Source organism: Streptococcus sp. F0442, assembly GCF_000314795.2.
Classification (GTDB): Bacteria; Bacillota; Bacilli; order Lactobacillales; family Streptococcaceae; genus Streptococcus.
The window spans coordinates 292682-315182 of record NZ_KB373316.1 but is presented as its reverse complement, the minus strand read 5'-3'; the positions used below and the strand labels follow the sequence as shown (position 1 = coordinate 315182).

18 protein-coding genes, 1 tRNA gene and 1 pseudogene are annotated in these 22501 nt (G+C 42.6%); 3 read left to right on the top strand and 17 right to left on the bottom strand.

The genetic code is table 11. The features are described 5' to 3' along the window. Positions 1 to 41 precede the first annotated feature (41 nt). The 8 genes and pseudogenes from HMPREF9186_RS10595 to truB (HMPREF9186_RS10560) all read right to left on the bottom strand — a co-directional run. The gene (locus HMPREF9186_RS10595; protein WP_009732661.1) at positions 42 to 1346 is read right to left on the bottom strand and encodes an RsmF rRNA methyltransferase first C-terminal domain-containing protein; all 1305 of its coding nucleotides are present in this window, start codon (positions 1344 to 1346) and stop codon (positions 42 to 44) included. Beyond that, the gene (locus HMPREF9186_RS10590) at positions 1347 to 2117 is read right to left on the bottom strand and encodes an inositol monophosphatase family protein (protein ID WP_009732660.1); all 771 of its coding nucleotides are present in this window, start codon (positions 2115 to 2117) and stop codon (positions 1347 to 1349) included. Next, a complete protein-coding gene (locus tag HMPREF9186_RS10585) occupies positions 2107 to 2385 on the bottom strand; it encodes a UPF0223 family protein (protein ID WP_009732659.1) in 279 nt (92 codons plus the stop codon). The genes HMPREF9186_RS10590 and HMPREF9186_RS10585 overlap by 11 nt, the downstream gene beginning before the upstream one ends. A gap of 12 nt (positions 2386 to 2397) precedes the next feature. Next, positions 2398 to 2799 (bottom strand): Spx/MgsR family RNA polymerase-binding regulatory protein, encoded by a 402-nt coding sequence (locus HMPREF9186_RS10580; RefSeq protein ID WP_009732658.1) that lies wholly within the window; start codon positions 2797 to 2799, stop codon positions 2398 to 2400. A 172-nt stretch (positions 2800 to 2971) separates the two neighbouring features. Then, positions 2972 to 3892 carry a bifunctional riboflavin kinase/FAD synthetase gene (locus HMPREF9186_RS10575; protein ID WP_009732657.1) on the bottom strand — a complete coding sequence of 307 codons (921 nt, stop codon included), beginning with the start codon at positions 3890 to 3892 and terminating at the stop codon, positions 2972 to 2974. 4 nt (positions 3893 to 3896) lie between these two features. After that, positions 3897 to 4793, bottom strand: a complete 897-nt coding sequence (gene truB, locus HMPREF9186_RS10570; protein ID WP_009732656.1) for a tRNA pseudouridine(55) synthase TruB — start codon at positions 4791 to 4793, stop codon at positions 3897 to 3899. 165 nt (positions 4794 to 4958) lie between these two features. Further along, positions 4959 to 5720, bottom strand: a complete 762-nt coding sequence (locus tag HMPREF9186_RS10565; RefSeq protein ID WP_009732655.1) for a hypothetical protein — start codon at positions 5718 to 5720, stop codon at positions 4959 to 4961. A gap of 263 nt (positions 5721 to 5983) precedes the next feature. After that, positions 5984 to 6232: pseudogene (truB, locus tag HMPREF9186_RS10560) on the bottom strand (tRNA pseudouridine(55) synthase TruB); the annotation flags it as partial. A 180-nt stretch (positions 6233 to 6412) separates the two neighbouring features. Between truB (HMPREF9186_RS10560) and HMPREF9186_RS10555 the strand changes: the two are divergent. Further along, a complete protein-coding gene (locus HMPREF9186_RS10555) occupies positions 6413 to 7729 on the top strand; it encodes an FAD-containing oxidoreductase (RefSeq protein ID WP_009732653.1) in 1317 nt (438 codons plus the stop codon). Positions 7730 to 7763: 34 nt separating this feature from the next. Here HMPREF9186_RS10555 and HMPREF9186_RS10550 read toward each other — a convergent pair whose 3' ends face one another. The 3 genes from HMPREF9186_RS10550 to pcrA all read right to left on the bottom strand — a co-directional run bounded on the left by HMPREF9186_RS10550 (position 7764) and on the right by pcrA (position 12493). Beyond that, positions 7764 to 8564, bottom strand: a complete 801-nt coding sequence (locus HMPREF9186_RS10550) for an alpha/beta fold hydrolase (protein WP_009732652.1) — start codon at positions 8562 to 8564, stop codon at positions 7764 to 7766. Between the two features lie 3 nt (positions 8565 to 8567). Beyond that, positions 8568 to 9839 carry a DUF2130 domain-containing protein gene (locus HMPREF9186_RS10545; protein WP_009732651.1) on the bottom strand — a complete coding sequence of 424 codons (1272 nt, stop codon included), beginning with the start codon at positions 9837 to 9839 and terminating at the stop codon, positions 8568 to 8570. 368 nt (positions 9840 to 10207) lie between these two features. Continuing rightward, on the bottom strand, positions 10208 to 12493 hold the full coding sequence (gene pcrA, locus HMPREF9186_RS10540; RefSeq protein WP_009732650.1) for a DNA helicase PcrA: 2286 nt from the start codon (positions 12491 to 12493) through the stop codon (positions 10208 to 10210). Between the two features lie 198 nt (positions 12494 to 12691). On the opposite strand from pcrA, the gene HMPREF9186_RS10535 reads away from it, so the two are divergent. Next, complete coding sequence (locus tag HMPREF9186_RS10535; protein ID WP_009732649.1) at positions 12692 to 13885, top strand: cation diffusion facilitator family transporter; 1194 nt, start codon at positions 12692 to 12694, stop codon at positions 13883 to 13885. Positions 13886 to 13972: 87 nt separating this feature from the next. On the opposite strand, the gene lepB is transcribed toward HMPREF9186_RS10535, so the two are convergent. From lepB to HMPREF9186_RS10510, 5 genes are all read right to left on the bottom strand, one after another. Beyond that, positions 13973 to 14533, bottom strand: a complete 561-nt coding sequence (gene lepB / locus HMPREF9186_RS10530) for a signal peptidase I (protein ID WP_009732648.1) — start codon at positions 14531 to 14533, stop codon at positions 13973 to 13975. A gap of 182 nt (positions 14534 to 14715) precedes the next feature. Then, positions 14716 to 16221 (bottom strand): pyruvate kinase, encoded by a 1506-nt coding sequence (gene pyk / locus HMPREF9186_RS10525; RefSeq protein WP_009732647.1) that lies wholly within the window; start codon positions 16219 to 16221, stop codon positions 14716 to 14718. Between the two features lie 69 nt (positions 16222 to 16290). Next, positions 16291 to 17304: a 6-phosphofructokinase gene (gene pfkA, locus HMPREF9186_RS10520; protein WP_009732646.1), complete on the bottom strand. Its 1014-nt coding sequence runs from the start codon at positions 17302 to 17304 to the stop codon at positions 16291 to 16293. A gap of 84 nt (positions 17305 to 17388) precedes the next feature. Beyond that, positions 17389 to 20490 carry a DNA polymerase III subunit alpha gene (locus HMPREF9186_RS10515; protein ID WP_009732645.1) on the bottom strand — a complete coding sequence of 1034 codons (3102 nt, stop codon included), beginning with the start codon at positions 20488 to 20490 and terminating at the stop codon, positions 17389 to 17391. A gap of 83 nt (positions 20491 to 20573) precedes the next feature. Further along, positions 20574 to 20661: transfer RNA gene (locus HMPREF9186_RS10510), tRNA-Ser, on the bottom strand. A 590-nt stretch (positions 20662 to 21251) separates the two neighbouring features. On the opposite strand from HMPREF9186_RS10510, the gene HMPREF9186_RS10505 reads away from it, so the two are divergent. Next, positions 21252 to 21443: a hypothetical protein gene (locus HMPREF9186_RS10505; protein WP_009732644.1), complete on the top strand. Its 192-nt coding sequence runs from the start codon at positions 21252 to 21254 to the stop codon at positions 21441 to 21443. A gap of 167 nt (positions 21444 to 21610) precedes the next feature. Here HMPREF9186_RS10505 and HMPREF9186_RS10990 read toward each other — a convergent pair whose 3' ends face one another. Further along, the gene (locus tag HMPREF9186_RS10990; RefSeq protein WP_009732643.1) at positions 21611 to 22495 is read right to left on the bottom strand and encodes a hypothetical protein; all 885 of its coding nucleotides are present in this window, start codon (positions 22493 to 22495) and stop codon (positions 21611 to 21613) included. Positions 22496 to 22501 lie beyond the last annotated feature (6 nt).

The following is a 22501-nucleotide window of genomic DNA, read 5'->3' as shown; positions in this document are numbered from 1 at the left end:
TACTTCCACTATATCATAGAACCAGTTCTTTGCCTAGCATTTTACCTAAAACGTAGGCCCTTGGGATAGAAATTTTTCAGGGTCTGTCCAGTGACTTTGGCAAAGCCCAAACCATTGCCTTCAACGAGGACCTGGTACCAACCATTTGGATGTGTTTCCTTCAATTGGATGGTCTCTCCCGCCACATAATGGACAAAGTCCTCTGGTGTGATGGCAACGGTCTCTTTAACTTCACTCGGTCTCAGAGCTAGACCAAGGGCAAAACTAGGTTCAAAACGATTTTTCTTGAAGGTTCCGAGGTGCAAACCATTTCGAGCAATTTTTACTTTGCGCAAATCTGGTAAACCTAAAGGAACCAAATACAGCTCGTCACCAAAGGTTTCGAGAACCCCTTCCAGTGTGACTTTAAAATGTTTCTTAGCAAATTCCTGCCACAATTTCTTTTGTTCTGCAGATAATTGGTCCTTCTTCGAAGGGACTTTGGCAGGTCGATTCTCTCCTAGATAGCGGAACTTAGCAACAAATTGTCCCTCTCCTTTAAAGAGATGAGGATACATGCGCGCCGTTTCTGGATAGTCAATGCCTTCTGCCATACCATTGATCTTCTCGATAGTTTCCAATTCCAGATCATAGTTTTCCAGAAGCCAGGATACGATCTCTTCATTTTCCTCAGGAGCCCAAGTACAGGTTGAATAAACCAAGAAACCACCCGGAACCAACATCTTGAGAGCATCCTCTAGAATCTCTCTTTGAAGGAGACTGCACTCTCGAGGATAATCGATGGACCAATAGTCCATGGCATCTGGTTGCTTACGAAACATCCCCTCGCCTGAACAAGGGGCGTCTAGTACAATCAGATCAAAAAAGCCTGAGAAAACTTTGGCCAGACGATCGGCTGATTCATTTGTCACCAGCACATTTCGAGCACCAAAGCGTTCGACATTCTCTACGAGAATTTTCGAGCGGCCCTTGTGGATTTCATTGGAGACCAAGAGTCCCTGATTGTCCAAATAAGACAAGAGCTGGGTCGTCTTTCCTCCAGGAGCTGCCGCCAAGTCTAAGACCTTCATCCCTGGCTTCGGCTGAGCGACTTGGGCCACTATCTGTGCTGCTGGCTCTTGCGAATAGACCAAGCCTGTTGCGTGCTCGATGGATTTCCCCGAGACCTTTCCGTAGTGCCCCCAAGGCGTATTAGGAATGGGATCGTCAAATACTTTTTGCGCTTCTTTCAAGGGATTGGTGCGAAAGGCTGCTAACGCTTCTTGATCAAAGGTCGCAAAAAAAGCAGCAGCATCCTCACCTAGAAGATGCTGGTATTTTTCTTTAAAACCATTGGGAAAATTCATTTAACTTCTCCCTTTCTTAAGATAGGTTTGAATTTCTGTTAGCTTAGCTTTTGGAACCATCATAATGGGTTCCACTGTCTGGTAATTGGGGCTATCCCCATTTAGATTTAAGACTGTGTATCCTAACCGTTCGCCCATGATCGCTGCTGCTGCGTAGTCCCATGGCCAGATATAGCTAAAGTAAGCCAAAATACCGCCTGAGAGAATTTTTGCAAAACTAATGCCTGCACTCCCATAGACTCGAATTCCTAGTGAATCCATTCCAAGATCAGCCATGCCCCAGTCATTTTTCTCAAGCATACCGACATTTGACGCAATCAGGAAGTTCTCCAAAGGCTGATCCACAAAGGGCGTCAGTTCAACATCATTTCGATAAACTGGGAATTCCCCACCACCATAAAAGAGGTGGTCCCGCATGACATCGTAGATCAAACCAAACTGACCAATCCCGTCTTCAAAATAGGCTACCATCACCGCAAAGTCTTCCTTTTGGGTCACAAAATTATTGGTTCCATCAATGGGATCGATTACCCAAACCGCTCCTTCTGAAATCGGGGATCGAAGACCATCTTCCTCCGCAAAAATACGATCTTCGGGATAGCGACGATTAATTTTTTCAACCAAATCCTGTTGAACTTGTTGGTCCATTTGGGTGACCAAGTCCGTTGGCCCCGTCTTTTTCGTAATCATTAAGGAATCATTGAGATGAAGACGTAAATACTCCCCTGCTTCCAAAACGATCTGTTTTGCATACTCTAATTTATTCTTCAAGAGAAAACCATCCTTCCTCTTTTTGCTTTGCAGCCTGGGTCGCACGATAGAGAGAATAACCGCTCACTTCTTCGAACTCCCGTCCGAGACGTTTTTCTTCTCCGATACTAGGCACGACCTTCTTAAAAGCGCGGTAGGCTTCCATGTATTCTTTGGCCTCTACCTTACTTTCATAGGCTTCTTCAACTTTATTGTAAAAAGAAAGCACTGAAGCAAGCTCTTCAGTGCTCCACGATAAGTCCAGTGGGTAACTATAATTTTTTTGCATTCGACATACTTCTTAGTTTATTTCTGCTCTTAGAGTGGCAGAGCGTAACTCTTGTTTACGATAACTCCGCGGCAAGAAGGCACGAATTTCGTCTTCGTTAAAGCCGATTTGCATGCGCTTGTTATCTAAAATTATCGGTCTCCGTAGGAGACTTGGATTTTCCTCAATCAGATGAATCAAGGCTGAGATCGATAAATCTTCAACATCAACATCCAATTTTTGAAAAATTTTTGAACGAGTTGAAATAATGTCGTCTGTTCCGTTTTCGGTCAAGGCCAATATACTTGTCAACTCCTGTTTGCTCAAAGGACTTGTCATTATATTGTGTTCTTTAAATGGAACATCGTGCTTTTTTAACCAAGCCCGAGCTTTTCGACATGATGTACAACTCGGTGATAAAAATAATGTAATCATGTGGTTCACTTCTTTTTTTATATATAACTATCTAACTCTATTATACAAAAAAATTAGGTGCTTGAAAAGCGCTTTTTTGATTTCTAGTCGATTTTTCTGAATTTCAGTAGAAAAAAAGAAACCACTTTCATTATCCCCCAAAAGACAGCAGAAAAAAGGACTAGGTAGCTTCCTAATCCTCGGTCCAGTTTCGTGAAACTGCTTCATCTTCTTCTAGTTGAGCCACTAGTTGATCTATCCCATCAAATTTGACCATTTCTCGAATCTTATCTAACCAGTGAATGGTCAGGGTATGACCGTAGATGTCTCCTGAAAAGTCAAAAAGATTGACTTCAAACCGAAGCTCCTTCCCATCAAAGGTAATATTCTTCCCGACAGAAGCCATGCCCCGATAGGTATGCCCTTTAAAATCGACATCAACTACATAGACTCCATCTGATGGTAGATAGGTCCGATCGATTGGTGCTAGATTTGCTGTAGGGTAACCAATAGTCCGACCACGCGCATCTCCATGCACCACGATTCCCCGACTGGACAAGGGATGACCAAGCAACCGTGCAGCTTCCTTGACACGCCCTTTTATGACATCTTGACGTATGCGGGTTGAGCTAATTTTTTCGCCCTGATCCAATACAGGTGGAATGACTTCAACCTGGCCATCAAAATAAGTAGCTAAATGAGAGACATTATTTTTATCTGAACCAAAACTGTAATCAAATCCAGCAATTAAGACCCGAGCTCTCAAGGCTTTCACGTACTGTTCGACAAATTCTTTTGCTGTTTTAGAAGCAAAATCAGTCGTAAAATCAATGAGGAAGAGCTCATCAACACCTAGTTCTTTTAATTTTTGGAACCGATCCTCAGGGCTCTGCAAATGAAGGAGTAATTCCGGTCGGTAGCGAACAAAGGCTAATTTAGGAGATTCAGGAAAGGTTAGTAAAGCAACCTTCAATCCCTTTTCATCTGCCATTTGACGGGCCTTTTTAAAGAGTTCTTGATGTCCCAGATGCAGGCCATCAAAATAGCCTAGGACTAAAACAGTATCACTGTCTAAATGGATCTGATGAGCAGTAGTTATCAAACGAATATTCATAAATTTATTGTAACACACTTTCTGTCAGAAAAACCTTGCGAGGTTTGTAAAGTTCTTCCCTTTTTTCCAAAATAGCTACCAATTTCCCTTGGTAAAAAGCAGCTAACTCTCTGGCTTCGCTCTCAACTGGAATAAAGCGTCCCACTTGGACTTCGCCAACCTCTTCAACTGTCAGATCTACTTTTTCCAGATCCCCGGTTCCAATCTCAAGTGGGTGAAGGAAGCTCAAATCTCCTTGCGCTACTTTTTCAGCAACCTCTTCCAGGGTCAGGGCATCATCCAGTGACAAACCGGCAGCCCTGGTTCGGGTAAGATGGGACATATGGGCTGCATAACCCAGTTTTTGACCCAAATCCACCGACAAGGTCCGGATATAGGTCCCCTTGCTGCATTTGACCCTGAAGCGAAAACGGGCTAGTCCTTCCTCGTAGCCAATCTCACCGATGCGCGTGAATTCACAAATCGTCACCTGTCGGACAGGACGTTCCACTTCTTCTCCTGCTCGTGCATACTCATAGAGTTTACGTCCGTTGACCTTGACTGCTGAGTACATAGGTGGTATCTGCTCCATTTCTCCCACCATCTGGGCAATCATGCGGTCCACCTCTGTTGCATCTAAAGGGGCTTCCACTGGGGTCCGCTCTACGACTTCCCCGCTGGCATCCTCCGTCGTGGTAGAAAATCCCAGAGTGATTTCGCCCTCGTAGACCTTGCCCTCGTCCTGCATGAACTCTACCATGCGAGTCGCCTTCCCTATAGCAATGGGTAAAACGCCAACCACATCCGGATCCAAGGTCCCACCATGACCGATTTTTTTTGTTCCTAAAATCTTACGTAGCTTAAAAACCGCATCATGCGAGGTCATGCCTGCTTCTTTTTTTAAGTTGATAATACCGTTCATGTCTTGCTTTCTATTTTCCTCTCTTCAGTTGTGGTCAATAAAGTTATATTAACTCGTTCCAGTATCATTTAAACCATTCTCTCATGCCTTTGATCAAGCTATTGGCACTTTTTTAAGATTTCTTTTAATGTAGTCTCAATAATAAATCAATAGGTAAGTAATCTACTATTCACCTCTATCTCTCCAATTCTTTATGATAGTATAAATAAAATGTATCAGTATTGCTACTAAAAATGAGAATAAAGGGCGTAATGATACCAAGCTGATACCCACAACAAGGAAGGCTGATAAAAAATAGATGATAAACGCCTCTAACTTAGAAGGTCTTCTCTCCTCTGGAAGCATATCTAAATGTTCCTTCGTTAGAGCTGAGCGTTTATCGAATCGATAAAAGAAACGATATCTTGCAGATAAAGAATCAATATCTAAAAAGTCATATCCCCTAATATAATCAATTACGTAAAACATCAGTAAATTGTCAATTTCGTCAATATTTTCAGTATAGAGAGAAAAGTTTCTCTTTCCAGCAATTGCAATATTACTTGCAGCATAAACGGCAATCGGAATGCCATCTTTTGTGACAGGTGAAATATCTCCTTTACTACCTGAACCTACACTCGTCATTTCATAGTTATTTAAATTGAATTGAAAAACTCCATGCCAGTATGCTTGTTCCCATAAATGTTCAAATCTTTTTTCTTCATAATAAATCAAATCCTTATTTAACCCTCTTGCGACTATTCTTTTCTTCTTAGAAATGAATTCTGATTCTTTCAAGACAAGAATTTCTACATCTGTTGCATAGAGACGATAACCTTCATCTTCTTGAACGATTTCAATCCTTTCAGTCCAAAGTTCATCATCAGGTAATTTTGACTCAAGGATAAATCCTTCTGAGTTTCCACGTAATTTTAATTGTATTTCCATGTTTTACCCCCCTATTGATAAGCCCAATCCAAATGGTCCTAGTTTCATTTTTGCCTCTGCTTTTAGTATCTGGACAATAATTTATCATCATGACAGGCTCCACACCTTCTCTCACCCGAACAACACTCCCGATCGGTAAAATGGAAACTTTTAATAGCTCAAAGCTTGATATTAAAAATGTATAATCTCTTAATCTGCCCCCATTTTTTTCAAATTATATTTGGACATATTTTACATGGCAGATTGAAAGTCTCCTTTTAAACCCCACTTGCATCCCCCGTCGTGGTAGAAAAGCCTAAAGTGGTTTCTCCTTCATAGATTTTGCCTTCATCTTGCATAAATTCGACCATCTGGATCGCTTTTCCAACTGCAATCGGAAGCACTCCCACCACATCAGGATCCAGCGTTCCCCCATGACCGATCTTCTTGGTTCCTAGGATTTTTCGCGGTTTAAAGACCACATCATGTGAAGTCATCCCTGCTTCTTTTTTTACATTGATAATTCCGTCTATCTGATTTGCTCTTTCTAGCTCATGTGTGATCACCCTAGTCACCGACCCTTTATTATACCATGAAACGAGACTTCTTGTCCCTGTTTCCTCTTCCTGATAATCTCCCAAAAAATCCCGTAGCAGATTTCAGACTTTTTAAAATGGGTTTGATACAATAGAAAGCGAAAGAAGGTGTAACATATGTTAATGTATGATGTAATTGTTATTGGATTTGGTAAAGCTGGTAAAACTCTTGCAGCGAAATTATCAAGCCAAGGAAAAAAAGTTGCTCTGATTGAAAAGAGCAAGTCTATGTACGGTGGTACTTGTATCAATATCGCTTGTATTCCAACCAAGACCTTGATTGTTGCAGCAGAAAAAGGCTTGGATTTTGAGCAAGCCATGAATGAGAAAAATGCAGTGACGACTCGTCTCAATGGCAAGAACTACGCAACCATTGCTGGAACTGGCGTAGACATTATCGACGCGACGGCCCGCTTTGTGTCTAACAAGGTCATCGAAATTCAAGCTGGAGATGAAAAGGAAGAATTGACAGCAGAAACCATTATTATTAATACTGGTGCTGTGCCAACTATCCTTCCAATCCCAGGATTGGCTGAAAGTAAATTTGCAGTGGATTCAACCGGTATTCAACGTTTGGAAAACCTACCTAAACGCCTGGGCGTCCTTGGTGGAGGACCTATCGGATTGGAATTTGCTCATCTCTATAATACCTTGGGTAGCCAAGTAACAGTATTGGATGCTGCAGATACGTTCTTGCCACGGATCGAGCCAAGCATCGCAGCTCTTGCCAAAGGCTACCTGGAAGAAGATGGCATTCAATTCTTGCAAGGCGTTCATACCCAAGAAATCAAAGATGGCCAAAACAACTTAACCGTTGTAACGGATAAGGGAGACTTCGAGTTTGATATCCTTCTCTACGCAACAGGACGTAAACCAAACACAGCTGGACTTGGTCTTGAAAACACAGACATCCAAGTCACTGATCGTGGGGCAATCCAAGTTAACCGTCATTTGGAAACCAGCGTCCCTGGTGTCTTTGCAGTTGGAGATGTCAATGGTGGCCCTCAATTCACCTACATGTCACTCGATGACTTCCGCATCGTCTTCAACTACCTTACCGGAGATGGTAGCTACAATCTCGAAACTCGTAACAATTATGCGACAACACTCTTTATTGCTCCTCCACTTGCCCAAGTCGGCTTGACCGAGCAAGAAGCGCGTGACAAAGGACTTCCAGTCGCTGTTAAAGAATTGCCAGTTGCTGCTATGCCTCGTGGCCATGTCAACGCAGACCTCCGAGGGGCCTTCAAAGCCGTGGTCAACCCAGAAACCAAAGAAATTCTTGGAGCGACTCTCTTTGGAGAAGCTGCAGGCGAACTTATCAACCTAATTACCATGGCCATGGACAACAAGATCCCTTATACTTACATCGCAAAACAAATCTTTACCCACCCAACCATGGCAGAAAACCTAAACGATCTCTTTGCGATTTAACTAACATAAAAAAGCTGGAAAATTCCAGCTTTTTTTAGTTTAAGAATTCACAGACAGCCTCTTGAAATGCTTTATTATCTTCATAAAGAGCATGCCCAGAATGCTTTAGAATAAGGAGCTGACAACCCGAAATCGCTTTTGCCAGTTCCTTGGAGTCGTTCACACCGATCACATCATCTTCAAGCGCACCAAGGACCAAGGTCGGACATTGAATTTCTTTTAAGACCTCAAGGCTATTATGTTCCAGGCAAGACTGAGACTGAATAGCAATTCGTTTCTCATCTTTCATTCGTCCCAAGCGACCCATGATATTATAAAGCAACCGCCACTTTTGATAACTCTTTTGCGTGTAGGAATGCTTTGCAATATCCAGCATGAGATGCTTAAAATTTCCAGATTGACTAAGTTTTTGCCAATGCTCAATTCGTTCTCTAGCAAGTTGACTAGGTTTTGCAGTGGTCACGGCTAAGATGAGCTTTTGAACCTTTTCAGGAAAATCAACTGTCAACCATTGGGCAATCATTCCACCTTGTGAAATCCCCATAACATAAGCGGTATCTAGTTTTAGTGCCTCCATTGCTTCTGCTACATCTGCTGCCATATCTCGCGTCGTATAGCCCTGTCTCAGCTCATTGATTCGAGAAAAAACATAGATTTTATAGTGCTTAGCAAGTAGACGATAAGAGAGGGAAAAGAGCAGGGCCTTTCCTTTAACCGTCTGCAACCCATCCCCCAAGCCTGCTATGATCACTAATGGTTGCTTACCTTTACCAAATGTCACATAGTCCATGGTTTTCCCATTCATGGACAAGGTAGCGTTCTTAGCTGAATACAAAGATTATTCTCCTTTCAGAGCATCAAATTTAGCTTTCATGGTTGGATTTTTGCGGGTCAATTTTTTGACTGATACATCATCCAACTTATTATTAGCGAGGCGGAGTTGATTTTCTGATGTGGTGAGGAATTTCTTGACTTCTTCCATCCGCTTGATGGCTTTGTCGATTTCATCGATGGCCTTACCGAAGTTGACGGAGGCTGAATTGTAGTTCTTAGCAAAGGCAACCTTGAAGGCGTCTAGATCTTCTTCAAAGTGGGTGATGTCAATATTTTGCTCACGGATAAGTGCTAGTTCTTGCTTGTATTTAAGAGAGTTAAGAGCCGCATTGCGCAAGAGGGTAATCATGGGCAAGAAGAACTGAGGCCGGATAACATACATCTTCTCATAGACGTAGGACACATCGACAATACCCGAATTGTAGAGCTCGCTATCAGCCTCAAGAAGTGTCACCAGAATAGCATACTCGCAACCTTTCTCCCGCCGGTCCTTATCCAGCTCTTTGAAGAAATGCTCGTTTTTCTTCTTGGTCGCTGTCTCATCGCCTTCATTTTTCATCTCAAACATGATAGAGAGGATTTCTACACCATTTTCATCCACCTCACGGTAAATGTAGTCACCCTTGCTGCCAGTTCTGGCATCATTGTCCTTGCCAAACTCAGCTCGTGGAAACATAGCCATACGATTCTTGTTAAACTCATACTCGCAGTGCTGTTCCAAACTCTCGCCAATCATCTTAGTAGACTGCTTAGCTTTGAAATCCTTGTAGAACTCTATGGTCTCGTCTTTCTGCCGCAGCTCTACCTCATAGCGCTCTTTGAGAGAAGTCTGGGCGAGTGCTGCTTCCTTTTCTTGCAAGGCTAGCTGATTCTTAACCTCGTCTCGCTCTTTTTCCAGTGCAGATAAAGTCTTTTGGAGCTGATTCTCATGCTCCAAGCGCAAGGTGGCCAACTGATTTTCCAGCGCTTGCACTTCTTTTTCTTTCTCTAGTAGGCTTTGGCTAGCCGTTTGCTCCACCTCTTTTTTGGCCAATTCTTTTTCGGTATCAAACTGTTGAATCTGGTTTTGTAACTGAGCAATTTCTTGATCCTTCTTTGCTAACTTCTCTTGCTGCTCATTAAGGGCCTTTTGCTCTGCTAAAGCCAACTCTTGCCGAATTCGCTCATGAATTTCCTTGTCAAACTCTGCTGTCCGTACCTGTGACAAGAGTTCGCTGTATTGACTTTCATTGACTGTAAAGACTTCCCCACAGTTGGGACACTTGATTTCGTTCATAGCCTGCCTCTTTCTCTATTCTTAGTATATTATATCATGCCACCAGTAAAATCAAAACCAACAAACGAAGCTTGCTGGTTTTAAGTAAATATTCATTCTTTTATAGAGACTTTCCTTAGGTGAGGACGGACGGTAGCGACTCCCTTTGGGATTCCATACCTTAGATTTGAGCCTTTCGTCTCAAATCTACCGAGCACCAGAAACTAATGCGTTTCTGATGCTTTCCTCACGGCGAAAAGTCTCAATCTATTTTGCACTAGTTCCAAAATATTTTTTTCAATAGTCTCATTCAGTAATAACTTTAGATTTCTGAAAAGATGTTGCTTATTTATAATCTGAAACAGTGGACTTAGCTTACTGGCTTTAGTTTATTTCTTCTCAATCGGCGCGACACTGGCCAAGAGTTTTTTGAGACCCACTTCTGGGAAGTTGATCTTGAGTTCTTGGGTACTACCACTACCAGATACTTCAAGCACGGTTCCTTCGCCCCACTTCTTGTGAATGGCAATGTCGCCAATGGCCCATGCGACGCTTTCTTTGGCGCTAGAACGGTTGCTATTGCCAAAGGGGAGGCTTGATGACGTGAGAGCACTTGGGGCTGCTTGTCTCTTGCGCTCTTGAAGGGCTTGTGACAGGCTCATGCCTTTTCCAAAGGTCGTTCCGCCTCCATTGCTATAAGAAGCCTTAAAGCTGGTATTAACTGGACGGGCTAATCCTTGGTAGGTCAATAAATCCGAGCTAATTTCATTGATGAAACGCGTCGGGCGGTTGTAGCTGGTCCGTCCAAAGAGCAAACGTGAGTTAGCATTGGTCAAGAAGAGAACCTTCTCTGCCCGCGTGATCCCTACATAAGCCAAGCGACGCTCTTCTTCCAACTCATCTGGATCCTCAGCCGCACGACTAAGAGGAAAGACATTTTCTTCCATCCCAATCAAGAAGACGACTGGAAACTCCAATCCCTTAGCCGCGTGAAGGGTCATCAAGGTGACTTCTGAAGTTTCTTGGGCCCCATCATCTGTATCGGCAATCAAAGCCAAATCGTTCAAGAAACGACTCAAGGTTTCCACACCTGATTCGTCTTCGACGGTCTCTCCATTTTCATCAAAATTCTTGGTAACAGATAGGAACTCTTGGATATTCTCGATGCGGGCCTGACTTTCCAAATTTCCCTGATTGGTTAGGGCCGTCATGTAACCTGTCTTATCAAGGACTTCTTCGACCAATTCTGTAATGGTCAGATGGTCCAATTTTTCTCTCAAATCAAGAATGAGATTGGCAAAGTCCCAGATGGCTTGGGCTGCTTTTCCTTTGATGCCAGAGAGCATAATATTGGCTGAAGCATCCAGGAGTGAGGACTCTTGCATTTGGGCAAAGTCGCGAATCTTATCCACTGTACCTGGCCCGATTCCCCGCTTAGGTTCATTGATAATGCGCTCAAAACTGATATTGTCACTGAGGTTGGCAATCAAGTTCAGATAAGCAATGACATCCCGAATTTCCTTCCGGCTGTAGAACTTGGTGCCTCCCACCATGGTGTAGGGAATGTTGGACTTGAGCAGCGCTTCTTCAATGGTCCGTGACTGGGCATTGGTTCGGTAGAGAACAGCAAAATCACGGTGCTTGTAGCCAGCTTCGCGACTGAGCTCTTCAATGGTTTTAGCAACAAAGACTGCTTCATCCTGCTCGTCATTAGCCCGGTAATAGACAATCTCTTCCCCGTTTTCATTTTGAGTCCAAAGATTTTTAGGTCGACGGTTACGATTGTTTTTGATGACATCATTGGCTGCTTGCAAGATCGTCTTAGTCGAGCGGTAATTCTCTTCTAGGAGGACGACCTTGGCATCAGGATAATCCTTCTCAAAGTCCAGGATATTCTGCATATCTGCTCCCCGCCAGCCATAAATAGACTGGTCCGCATCCCCAACGACACAGATATTTTTAAAACGTGAAGCCAAGAGTTTGACCAATTGGTATTGGGCATGGTTTGTATCTTGATACTCGTCTACGTGGATGTATTGAAACTTCTGCTGGTAATAGGTCAGCACATCTGGATGCTGATCAAAAAGACGCAGTGTCAGCATGATCAAATCATCAAAGTCCACTGCTTCTGACTGACGGAGTTCCTTTTGGTAAGCCTCATAACACTTGGCGACGATCTGGGTATACATATCCCCCGCTTGGGCGACGTAGGCCACTTCATCGATCAGGTCATTTTTGGCATTGGAAATAGTCCCCAAGATGGTCCGTTCATTCCATTTTTTAGGATCCAAGTTCAAGGACTTCAAAATCCGCTTCATCAAGGTCCGTTGCTCACCCGGGTCGACAATGGTGAAGTTGCGGTTGTAGCCAATGTGATCCGCATCACGACGGAGGATGCGCACACACATAGAGTGGAAGGTGGCAATCAAGCAATCTTGGGTGGCTGGATTCAACTGATAAGCCCGCTCCTTCATTTCCCGAGCGGCTTTATTGGTAAAGGTAATGGCCAAAATATTCCAAGGATTGACCATTTTTTCATCGATCAAGTAAGCGATGCGGTGGGTCAAGACACGTGTCTTACCAGAACCAGCCCCCGCCATGATCAAGAGGGGACCTTCTGTCGTTTGGACCGCCTCTGCTTGGCGATCATTCATACCATTCAATAAAGGATTCATCTCATACTCCTCATTCATTCAATCGTTCTATTATACCACATTTTCGCCCTTTCTCCTTTTGGAAACAGTTGGCATCATTTGAATTTTGTACTCAAAAAAGCTATAATAAAGCCTTAAGAAGAACGAATATTTCCTCATCAACAACGATCCAAGTTTGTCGCTTAGGAGGAAATCTACAGAAGTCTGGAGGAGGTCTAAGTGAATCGATCACAAAGTAATTTAAAACTAGCCGAACGTGGAGCCCTGATCAGTATTGTCGCCTACCTGATTCTTTCCGCAGCTAAATTAGCAACAGGCCACCTGCTTCACTCCTCCAGTTTGGTCGCTGATGGTTTTAATAACTTATCCGATATTATCAGCAACGTCGCCCTTCTCATTGGCATTCGCTTAGCCCGCCAGCCAGCTGACCGTGACCACCGGTTCGGTCATTGGAAGATCGAAGATCTAGCTAGCCTGGTGACGTCCATCATCATGTTTTATGTGGGCTTCGATGTCCTACGAGATACGGTTCAAAAAATTCTCAGCAGGGAAACAACTGTTATTGATCCTTTAGGAGCCATTGTTGGAGTTGGGTCAGCCCTTGTCATGTTTGCGGTCTATCTTCATAACCGCACTTTAGCCAAGAAAGCCCAATCCAAGGCCCTCAATGCAGCTGCCAAAGATAACCTCTCTGACGTGGTCACTTCTTTAGGAACCTCTGTTGCGATTGGGGCTAGCGCTCTCAACTACCCCATTGTGGACCAATTGGTGGCCATTGTCATCACCTTCTTTATCCTAAAAACCGCCTACGATATTTTCATCGAATCCTCCTTCAGCCTCTCAGATGGATTTGATGAAAGTCTTCTTGATAAATACAAGGCTGCCATTCTAGAATTGCCCAAAGTCAGCCGGGTCAAATCCCAAAGGGGACGGACTTACGGAAGCAACATTTACCTAGATGTCGTCATCGAAATGAATCCAGACCTCTCTGTTTATGAGAGTCATGCCATTACCGAAGAGGTCGAGCGCCTTCTTAAGGAAAAATTTGGCGTCTTTGACATCGATGTGCATGTGGAGCCAAGTTCTATCCCAGAAGATGAGATCCTGGACAATGTCCTTCTCAAATTAAAAACTTATGAAGAACGCTTGCAGGCTCAGCAGGAATATTCAACCCTCCTAGCAGACAACTTCACCCTCATTAATGAATTCGGTCAAGAAAGCCACAAAGAGGATCTCGTTCGTTTGCAAGAAGAGCATCAAATTCCCTTTAAGAATTTCGAAATCGAATCCATCAGTCAAAAGACCAAATTGATTCGCTATGAATTACACAACCAGGTTCATACCAGTCTCTGGCGTCGCCATGAACACTGGCAAAAGGTCTTTCACCAAATCACTAGTAAACAAGAAAAATAGATCCCTCTCCCTCAATTTAACCAGAACAAAAAGCTACTGCAATTCCTTTCCGCAGTAGCTTTTTTGTAAGAAAAAATAGCCTTTCGACTATTCTTCAACTTTTATAAAACCAAATTTATTGAGGGGGTAGAGACGAAGATTGACAACTCCTTCAATCTGATTTTTATGGATATACCCAAACTCCCGACTGTCTTCTGTGTCCCCACGGTTATCATTTAAAACCAAGTAAGTATCCGATGGTACCCGGCCAGCCTTGGTTCCCTTTAACTCTGATAAGAAGAAGTCATCTGTGTAATAGCCATTACTGGTTGGAGCAGCTAGATGTTTGTTGAGCATGTTATTCAAGTAAGGTTCTGGCGTTGCCTGCCCATTCAAATAGAGAACATCATCCACATAGCTAACTTCATCATCTTCTTTAGCAATGACACGTCCAAGGTATTCTTTTCCACCAACCTTGTATAAAACCAAATCACTGCGATCCACCTGAGCATTTCTAGTTGCCACAACGAGATCCCCATTTTTTACAGAAGCATTGGCCATTTTCTCAGTAATTGTTAATGGATGAAATACAAAAATTCGCAATAAAATCAGTGCTAATACTAGTACACCGACAATGACGATATTTCTAATTAAATCTCTCCTTGGCATGTGTGTCTCCCTTCCTTTTTATTTATTATACCATGTTTTCAATCTTTAAAAAAGAGAAAGTAAACATTAGTGAGAATTCACTTGATAACTTCCTCCGATAGACAAGTCAACGAGAAAAAGAAAAACCTTGCTCGTTGATCCTTTTCGATCAACGAGCAAGGTTTTAAGAACAATTGTCTTTATTAACGTACTGTACGGATACGCATTGTGTTTGTACGAACAGCTTCGCCAAGTGGCACACCTGCAACGATAACGATATCGTCACCAGATTCTACAAGACCTGCTTCAACTGCTTTACGTTCAGCGATTTCGAACATATCATCAGTTGATGATGGAGCTTCAGTCAACATTGGGATAACACCCCAGTTCAACATCAATCCACGCTCTGTCAATTCGTCGAATGTCAATGCCAAGATATCAGCATTTGGACGGTATTTAGAAATCAAACGTGCTGTGTGACCAGTCTTAGTAAGGGTAACAACCAATTTGATATTCATTGAGTTTGTAGCGTCTTTAACAGCTGAAGCCATAACTTCTGTCTTAGAGTTACGTTCGAAAGTATCTGAGTTCAAACGTCCGTATTCGTTAAGAAGAGTTTGAGCGTTCTTGTCAATTGTAGCCATTGTTGTTACTGACTCAAGTGGGTATTTACCATTCGCAGACTCACCTGAAAGCATTGTAGCGTCAGTTCCGTCGATAACAGCGTTAAATACGTCTGATACTTCTGAACGAGTCGCACGTGGTTTTTCAGTCATTGTTTCAAGCATGTTTGTTGCAGTGATAACAACTTTACCAGCAGCGTTCACTTTAGTGATGATCATTTTTTGGTAAACTGGAACCATTTCGAATGGTACTTCGATACCCATGTCACCACGAGCGATCATGATACCGTCAGCAGCTTCAATGATTTCATCCAAGTTATCGATACCTTGTTGGTTTTCGATTTTCGCAAACAATTGAACGTGACCGTTACCAGTTTCTTCACAGATGGCACGAACTTCGTTGACGTCTTTTGCAGTACGTACGAATGAGATCGCGATGAAGTTGATACCTTGTTCCAAACCGAAGCGGATATCATCGTTATCGCGTTCAGCAAGAGCAGGGAAAGGAATTTTCGTGTTAGGGATGTTCACACCTTTTTGTTTAGCGATCACACCGTCGTTTTCAACTTCAACGACAAATTCACGAGTTGCATCATCTTTTTCTACAACACGAAGACCCAATTTACCATCGTCAACCAATACTTGGCGACCAACTTCAACGTCATCATAGATGTCAAGCGCACCTGCAACGTTCAAAGCAATCACTTCACGAGTTGATTTGATTCCTTGTTTAGTTGCAACACGGATTTTTTCACCAGTTTTGTATGAGTACTCTTTAGCTTCACCTTCGAACAATTCAGTACGAATTTCTGGTCCTTTAGTATCAAGAAGGAAACCAACTTTTTTACCTGCAAGTTTTTCTGCAAGTTTAACAGTTGCCATCCGTTCACCTTGTTCTTGGTGGTCACCGTGTGAGAAGTTGAAACGGAAAGTGTTAGCTCCTGCTTCAATCAATTTAGCAATGTTTTGTGCTGAAGCTTCAACGTCAAGTTTTTCACCCCAGTATCCATCTTCACCGAATTTTTTTCCACCACGGATTTCTACCGCAGGACCCAAAGTTGCAACGATTTTTACACGTTTGTTCATGATTTATGTGACTCCTTTTTAAATATATCTGTCTTTCTAGGACCAGATTAACAAATTTATGAAATAGAATTAGATTGAAGACAAGTTACGGTTTAACTCACAAAGGTCAAGATCAGCCTTGTGGGGATTGTTCACCACAATCTTACCTTCTTCTGTCAAGCTAAAGAGCGCTCCTTCTTCTGCTTTACCAAGGATTGGGCTTTCCACCATCTTCTCATTACGGATTCCAACGGCTACACCACCGATTCCTTGTTTGAGCAATTTAACTGCGTGTGCACCCATACGTGAAGCAAGGACACGGTCACGTGCAGTTGGTGAACCACCACGTTGGATGTGACCAAGCTCCGTCACACGAAGGTCACTTGTATCTCCAGCATCTTTCAAAGCTTGACCAAATCCATCCGCAGACATCACACCCTCAGCCAAAACGATGATGTTGTGGGTACGACCTTTAGCGTAACCTTCTTTGATACTTTCAACAACTTCTTCGATCTTGAATCCTTCTTCTGGAATAATGATTTCATCTGCACCAGAAGCAATTCCTGCCCAAAGAGCAATATCTCCAGCATTGCGACCCATAACCTCGATAACAAAGGTACGACGGTGACTAGATGAAGTATCACGGATTTTGTCAATGGCGTCCATTGCAGTTGTAACTGCCGTATCAAAACCAATTGTAAAGTCAGTTCCAACAATATCATTATCAATGGTACCAGGAAGACCAACAGCTGGGAATCCAAGTTCTGTCAAGCGCATCGCTCCATGGTAAGAACCATCTCCACCAATGACAACAACACCTTCGATTCCATGTTTCTTCAATTGCTCGATCCCTTTTAATTGACCTTCGCGCTGAGCGAATTCAGGGAAACGAGCAGAGTGAAGGAAGGTCCCTCCACGGGAGATAATATCACCAACAGATGATCTATCAAGTGGCTTAATTTTACCAGCAACCATTCCGGCATATCCATCATAGATACCGAAGACTTCCATTCCTTCTGAAATTGCTTGGCGAACAACTGCACGGATAGCAGCATTCATTCCAGGGGCATCTCCACCACTGGTTAAAACAGCAATACGTTTCATTTCGATATTTGCTCCTTTTTTTCTTTTACATTCTACGTAATTATAACACAAAGAAAATCAAAATTCTCGTATTTTTAGCAGTTTTTATCGATAAATCGTTTTCATAACGAGATTCTTTAGTTCCTCTTCCAATTCTTTGTTTTTTTGAACTGTATAGCCCTTCAATTGCAGGGTTTTCTTTTCTTCTTCATAGCGCAATACCACAGGATAAGGCCCTGGATATTTTTTCAAAATAGACAGAATCTTTTTATCCTGACGATGATCAACCAATTGCAGCCAGAACTTCTCATTGGTTGCTAGTTGAGCTTCCGCTAAAATCATCTGCAAACGACCATCTCGCTCTTGTACCTTTCCAGTCAAGTAGTAGTAACCACCTTCTTTGATCAAGGAAGAGAATCGATTGTAAGTTTCAGGAAAAAGGGTCACATCTAATTTGTTCTTAGTATCGCTGACCTGCAAAAAGGCCATCGGTTCCCCCGACTTGGTTCGAATGGTTCGAATGCTGTGTACCTCAATAAGAATGCGTGCTTGCTCCCCTTGTACAAGTTGGGCAATAGGCTGGATCTCAAAAGGACTTGTTTTCCCAATTGCAACCAGTGGATGGTTGCTAAGGCCAACTCCAATAATCGCCTCTTCCTTCTCATATTTTTTAGCCTGGCTAAAGTCTTCTGTCTCTATCCAAGAGTAATTGGAATCTGCAAACAAGCTTCCTAATTCATCAGCAAAAACAAACAAATTCGGTAAATTTTGAAGGACTTTGCGTCTATTCTTTTCAAAAATATCAAACAATCCAAGCTCCGCTAAGGGAGTCAAGAGAGGCAATTTATGGTACTGCCTTGGAAGTCTTAAGATGAAATCTTCGACACTTTCAAAGGGGCGATTGTCGATAATCCAATACGCTAAATCCCTGGGGAGTCCCTTGATATTTTTCATTCCCAAGTAAATTTTTCGATCCTGAAACTTATCTCTGTAAGGGATGGTATTGATGGATAATGGCGCGACTTTAAAATCAGACTGAAGAGCATCCGTCAGATAATCGCTACTCGAATAATTGAGCATGATATCAAAGAAAACATCGGGATAATGCACCTTGAAATAGGCCATTTGAAAAGCTAAGGCAGAATAGGCATAAGCATGGGAACGGTTAAAGCCATAACCAGCAAATTTTTCCATGATCGCAAAGACCTCTTTAGCTTTTTCTTCCGTATGACCTAAATTTTGAGCACCAAGGACAAAATCGTCTTCCATCTTATGCATTTCCGCCGCATTTTTTTTACCCATGGCACGCCGTAAAATATCGGCTTTCCCCAGGCTAAAACCTGCAAAGCGTTGGGCAACCTGCATGACCTGCTCCTGATAGAGCATGATGCCATAAGTAGGTCTTAAGATTTCTTCAATGGCTGGATCCAAAATCTCCACTCTTTCTTGGCCATGCTTTCTTTTGACGAAATTATCGATGTAATCGCTGGCACCCGGACGATTGAGAGAGGTGGTCGCTACCACTTCTTCGAAATGATTGGGTTTCACCCGTCTCAAGAGGCGGATGGCTCCAGCCTGTTCAAATTGGAAAATCCCCTTGGTATCTCCTGCCGCAAACAAGGCCAAGGTTGCTGGATCTTCTAAATCAATGGCTTCAATCACAATCTCTTCTTGGTACTTTTCATAGACGGCTTCCTTCATCTTCTGAACAAAGGTTAAATTGCGCAGGCCCAAAAAGTCCATCTTTAACAGACCATTGGCTTCAACTGCATGGGCATCATACTGGGTGACGAACATATCTTCTCCGTACTTGAGAGGAATGTAGTCCGTCAAATCCTGGTCACTCATCACAACACCCGCCGCATGGATCGAGGTCTGTCTTGGTTGGCCTTCAATTCTTTTAGCAATCTCAAAACCACGCTCAAAGTCTGCCCGGCTATGGATTACTTGTCGAAAAGCTAAATTCTGTTCATAAGCGGTTGTGAGTGTATCTCTAAAACCAATCCGCTTGGTAATAGAAGTCAATTCGTACTCAGGAACTCCAAAGCGTTTAAAGACGTCTCGAATGGCTTGTTTGGCTCCAAAGGTTGAAAAGGTGACAATCTGAGCCGCATGGTAACTCCCATACCGATCTCTCACATAGCGGATAAATTCTGGACGATAGATATCAGGAATATCAATATCGATATCTGGCATGGTGTAGCGCTCCACATTTAAAAAGCGCTCAAATAGGAGATTCTTCTCCACTGGATCAATCCCTGTAATTTCAAGGACATAAGCTACCAGCGAGCCTACAGCTGATCCACGCCCCATTCCCATATAATATCCCTGACTCCGTCCGAAACGAAGGAGATCCCAGACAATCAAGAAATAATCATCGAAGCCCATTTGATGAATAACATCTAACTCATGCTCTAGACGTTCTTGATAGACCCGACTGGTCAAGTTCTTTCGAAGAAGACCCGCTTGGGCTAATTCTCTGAGTTCCTCCACTGCAGGTCTTTGAGGATTGAAACGAGGTAATTTCAATTGGGTATCCATGTCATAATGAATCCCTTGGACAAGTTTTTCAAGATTTGTGATGGCGTGCGGAAATGTTTCTGCAAAATCCTTCTCCAACTCCTGAGGAGCTTTTAAGACGAGGGCAGGATCAATTGGTCCTGTTTCCGTCAAGGTTTGATTTTCTTTAATAGCAGCTAGCATTTGCATAGCTTCCATATCCCCAGCCTCAAAAAATCGAACAGTATGAAGAGGGATCACAGGGTGCGAAAACACTTGGACGGGACTATCCACAAACACCCCGATCAAGTAATCCAGACCAAGTGCTAATTCTTCGCTGGCAAAAGGAGCTGGGACAATGACTGCTACCCCTTCAGTCAAATGCTTCACATCCTCCCAATTGCACTTCCCCATCATCTTGACGGTCGACATCTTCATCAGATTCTGGTATCCCTTGGTAGATAAGGCCAACATCCGAAAGGGAATCGTTTCATTCCCGAGCTCCAGTTCAAGTTCCAAACCGACTATGGGCTTAAGATTTGCCTCCTGACAAGCTTCAATAAACTCATAAGCTCCATACAAATTATCCACATCCATCATTCCTAAAGCATCATAGCGCAAGCTTTTAGCCTTTTGGACATAGTCTTTTAGGGTCACAAGGCTTTCCATAAAGGTATAGACTGTTTTTGTATCCAGCTGTGCAATCACTTTTTCTCCTCCCTCACTTGTCTATTTTTGGGACTCTTTATTGTACAAAAAAACACCACTGCTACACAATGATGTCTCAACAACGGAAGACATGGGATTCGAACCCACGCACGCTTTTACACGCCTACCGCGTTTCCAACACGGCCTCTTAAGCCTCTTGAGTAATCTTCCATGAATAAAAATATGGAGCCGGTGGGAGTTTCTAAAACTCAATTATATAGCTGTTTTTAGGTTTTAGGGTCTGTTTTAGGTACTGACTTCTAAAACTTTCACGGCTCATCATTTGTATTACTAGTTTAGCATAGGTTCCAAGAAAGTTCAAGCTTAATTATAAAAGAGATATAGAATGAAGCTATTTAATAGGAAAAAATCTTTTATTTTTTTAAAAAAAGTTAGTAAAATCTCTTGATTTAATACAACTTTAGTTGTATAATATATACATAAGGTTAAGGAGGAAACCTTAGACAAGGAAACTAAAGAAAGGAAAAATAAATGTTAAGGCGAAGAAAAAAGCCAATCAAAGCTAAGACGAATAAGCTAGTAGTCAAAATCAACTTGTTCATCATAAGCATTGAGTGGCACATCGAATTCGGATAGTGAGCAATCACTATCCGCCCCTTGGTGGGGCTTGCTTTAATTATATCAGGTATCGTGATGAAAGTAAAATTTAATGTTAAAAAAACCACAGCTAGAGAAAAACTTGAGTTTATTTTAGGGCTTCTGTTGATCGTAGTGATCATTTGGTTTTTTGTGAGGTAAATATGTTAGTTGATATCAATGCTATTAAATGGCTGCTAGAAAATGCCACAGCCTATTCTATTAGTAAAAATTGTGGATTATCCACCCAAGCTGTAGACAAATATAAGAATGGTATTTCTGATATTATGAATATGCGTTTGAAACACGCAATTAAAATGACAGAATACGCCAATCAGTTAAAAAACAAAAAGTGATGGTTATTTAATCATCACTTTTTTTGATGTAAAGACCCATTGCTTATAGCAGAGAATCAAAAAAACATAGTCATTCGATTGAGGTTACAACGGACAATTTTAATAATTGCCGTTATAAGCACAATAAAAAAAGCCCCCTCGAATTGAGGGGGTGTGTGTCTTATGTATTATAGAGTTTCTGGCCACGGGTCATCTGTGATATATGACATATCAGTAAACCGCAAGTCTCCGATATCACGATCTGTTGGCACTGGGTCATCGAATTGTAAGCGTAGCTGGTTGCCGTCACCCGGCCCACCTAGATAGAAAGTGCCAAGGCGCTTGCCTTTGTCATTTGTCATAATACCCAGTTTTGAGTTAGTCGCACGAAAACCGACGGGTATACCACCGACGTTTAAGATCACCACGTTTCGCTCACGGTCAGAGCCTTGTGGAACGTAGCTGGGCGCACCTCGTCTCACGATTCCAAACCAACCCCAAGAGAGGCCACCAAAGCCGATCTCAACCGTGGAGTTTATACGTCTAAACTCGACATACGCATTAGTTTGATTTGAGTTGATATTTCTTGGTTTAATTTTGACATCTCCAAACAAGACTGACCAAGCGTTAGAGCCGGTTCCGGAGCCTTTCTTGATCCACTTCACCGCTCCGTTTTTAGCCGTGGTATCAGTATAAATTGTACCGATGTCAGCGTTTAGATTATACGGGAAGCCTTGACCTTTTAATTCCGTTCCAGCACTGCCACCAGATCCTACCGAACGCTTTAATTCCTCAAGATCGTTTTTGCTGGCCAGTTGGCTTGTGTCGATTGTCGGGATTTTAGAGCGTGTTACGAATGGATCACCGCCATTTGCCAATTTTGTATCAATCAATGCATCCAGACCCAATTCAAGGTGCTTGTCTTTGATGTTATTGGCCATCTGGGATTGCAAGGTTGTATAGGTTGGAAATAGTTCGTATGCTTTAGAGGTTGATAAAAATGAAGTCTGTTGTCCTTGAAGCACACCTATATCAACCCCAATCGCCTGAATAACTTGTTTTAGTTTATCCATGCTTCA

Excerpts from the sequence above, each read along its gene's own strand:
- pcrA (WP_009732650.1), bottom strand. The coding sequence starts at position 12,493 with ATGAATCCTTTATTGAATGGTATGAATGATCGCCAAGCAGAGGCGGTC.
- HMPREF9186_RS10595 (WP_009732661.1), bottom strand. The coding sequence starts at position 1,346 with ATGAATTTTCCCAATGGTTTTAAAGAAAAATACCAGCATCTTCTAGGT.
- HMPREF9186_RS10575 (WP_009732657.1), bottom strand. The coding sequence starts at position 3,892 with ATGAATATTCGTTTGATAACTACTGCTCATCAGATCCATTTAGACAGT.
- HMPREF9186_RS10505 (WP_009732644.1), top strand. The coding sequence starts at position 21,252 with ATGTTAGTTGATATCAATGCTATTAAATGGCTGCTAGAAAATGCCACA.
- HMPREF9186_RS10545 (WP_009732651.1), bottom strand. The coding sequence starts at position 9,839 with ATGAACGAAATCAAGTGTCCCAACTGTGGGGAAGTCTTTACAGTCAAT.
- HMPREF9186_RS10585 (WP_009732659.1), bottom strand. The coding sequence starts at position 2,385 with ATGCAAAAAAATTATAGTTACCCACTGGACTTATCGTGGAGCACTGAA.
- lepB (WP_009732648.1), bottom strand. The coding sequence starts at position 14,533 with ATGCCAAGGAGAGATTTAATTAGAAATATCGTCATTGTCGGTGTACTA.
- truB (WP_009732656.1), bottom strand. The coding sequence starts at position 4,793 with ATGAACGGTATTATCAACTTAAAAAAAGAAGCAGGCATGACCTCGCAT.
- HMPREF9186_RS10990 (WP_009732643.1), bottom strand. The coding sequence starts at position 22,495 with ATGGATAAACTAAAACAAGTTATTCAGGCGATTGGGGTTGATATAGGT.
- pyk (WP_009732647.1), bottom strand. The coding sequence starts at position 16,221 with ATGAACAAACGTGTAAAAATCGTTGCAACTTTGGGTCCTGCGGTAGAA.
- HMPREF9186_RS10580 (WP_009732658.1), bottom strand. The coding sequence starts at position 2,799 with ATGATTACATTATTTTTATCACCGAGTTGTACATCATGTCGAAAAGCT.
- pfkA (WP_009732646.1), bottom strand. The coding sequence starts at position 17,304 with ATGAAACGTATTGCTGTTTTAACCAGTGGTGGAGATGCCCCTGGAATG.
- HMPREF9186_RS10555 (WP_009732653.1), top strand. The coding sequence starts at position 6,413 with ATGTTAATGTATGATGTAATTGTTATTGGATTTGGTAAAGCTGGTAAA.
- HMPREF9186_RS10565 (WP_009732655.1), bottom strand. The coding sequence starts at position 5,720 with ATGGAAATACAATTAAAATTACGTGGAAACTCAGAAGGATTTATCCTT.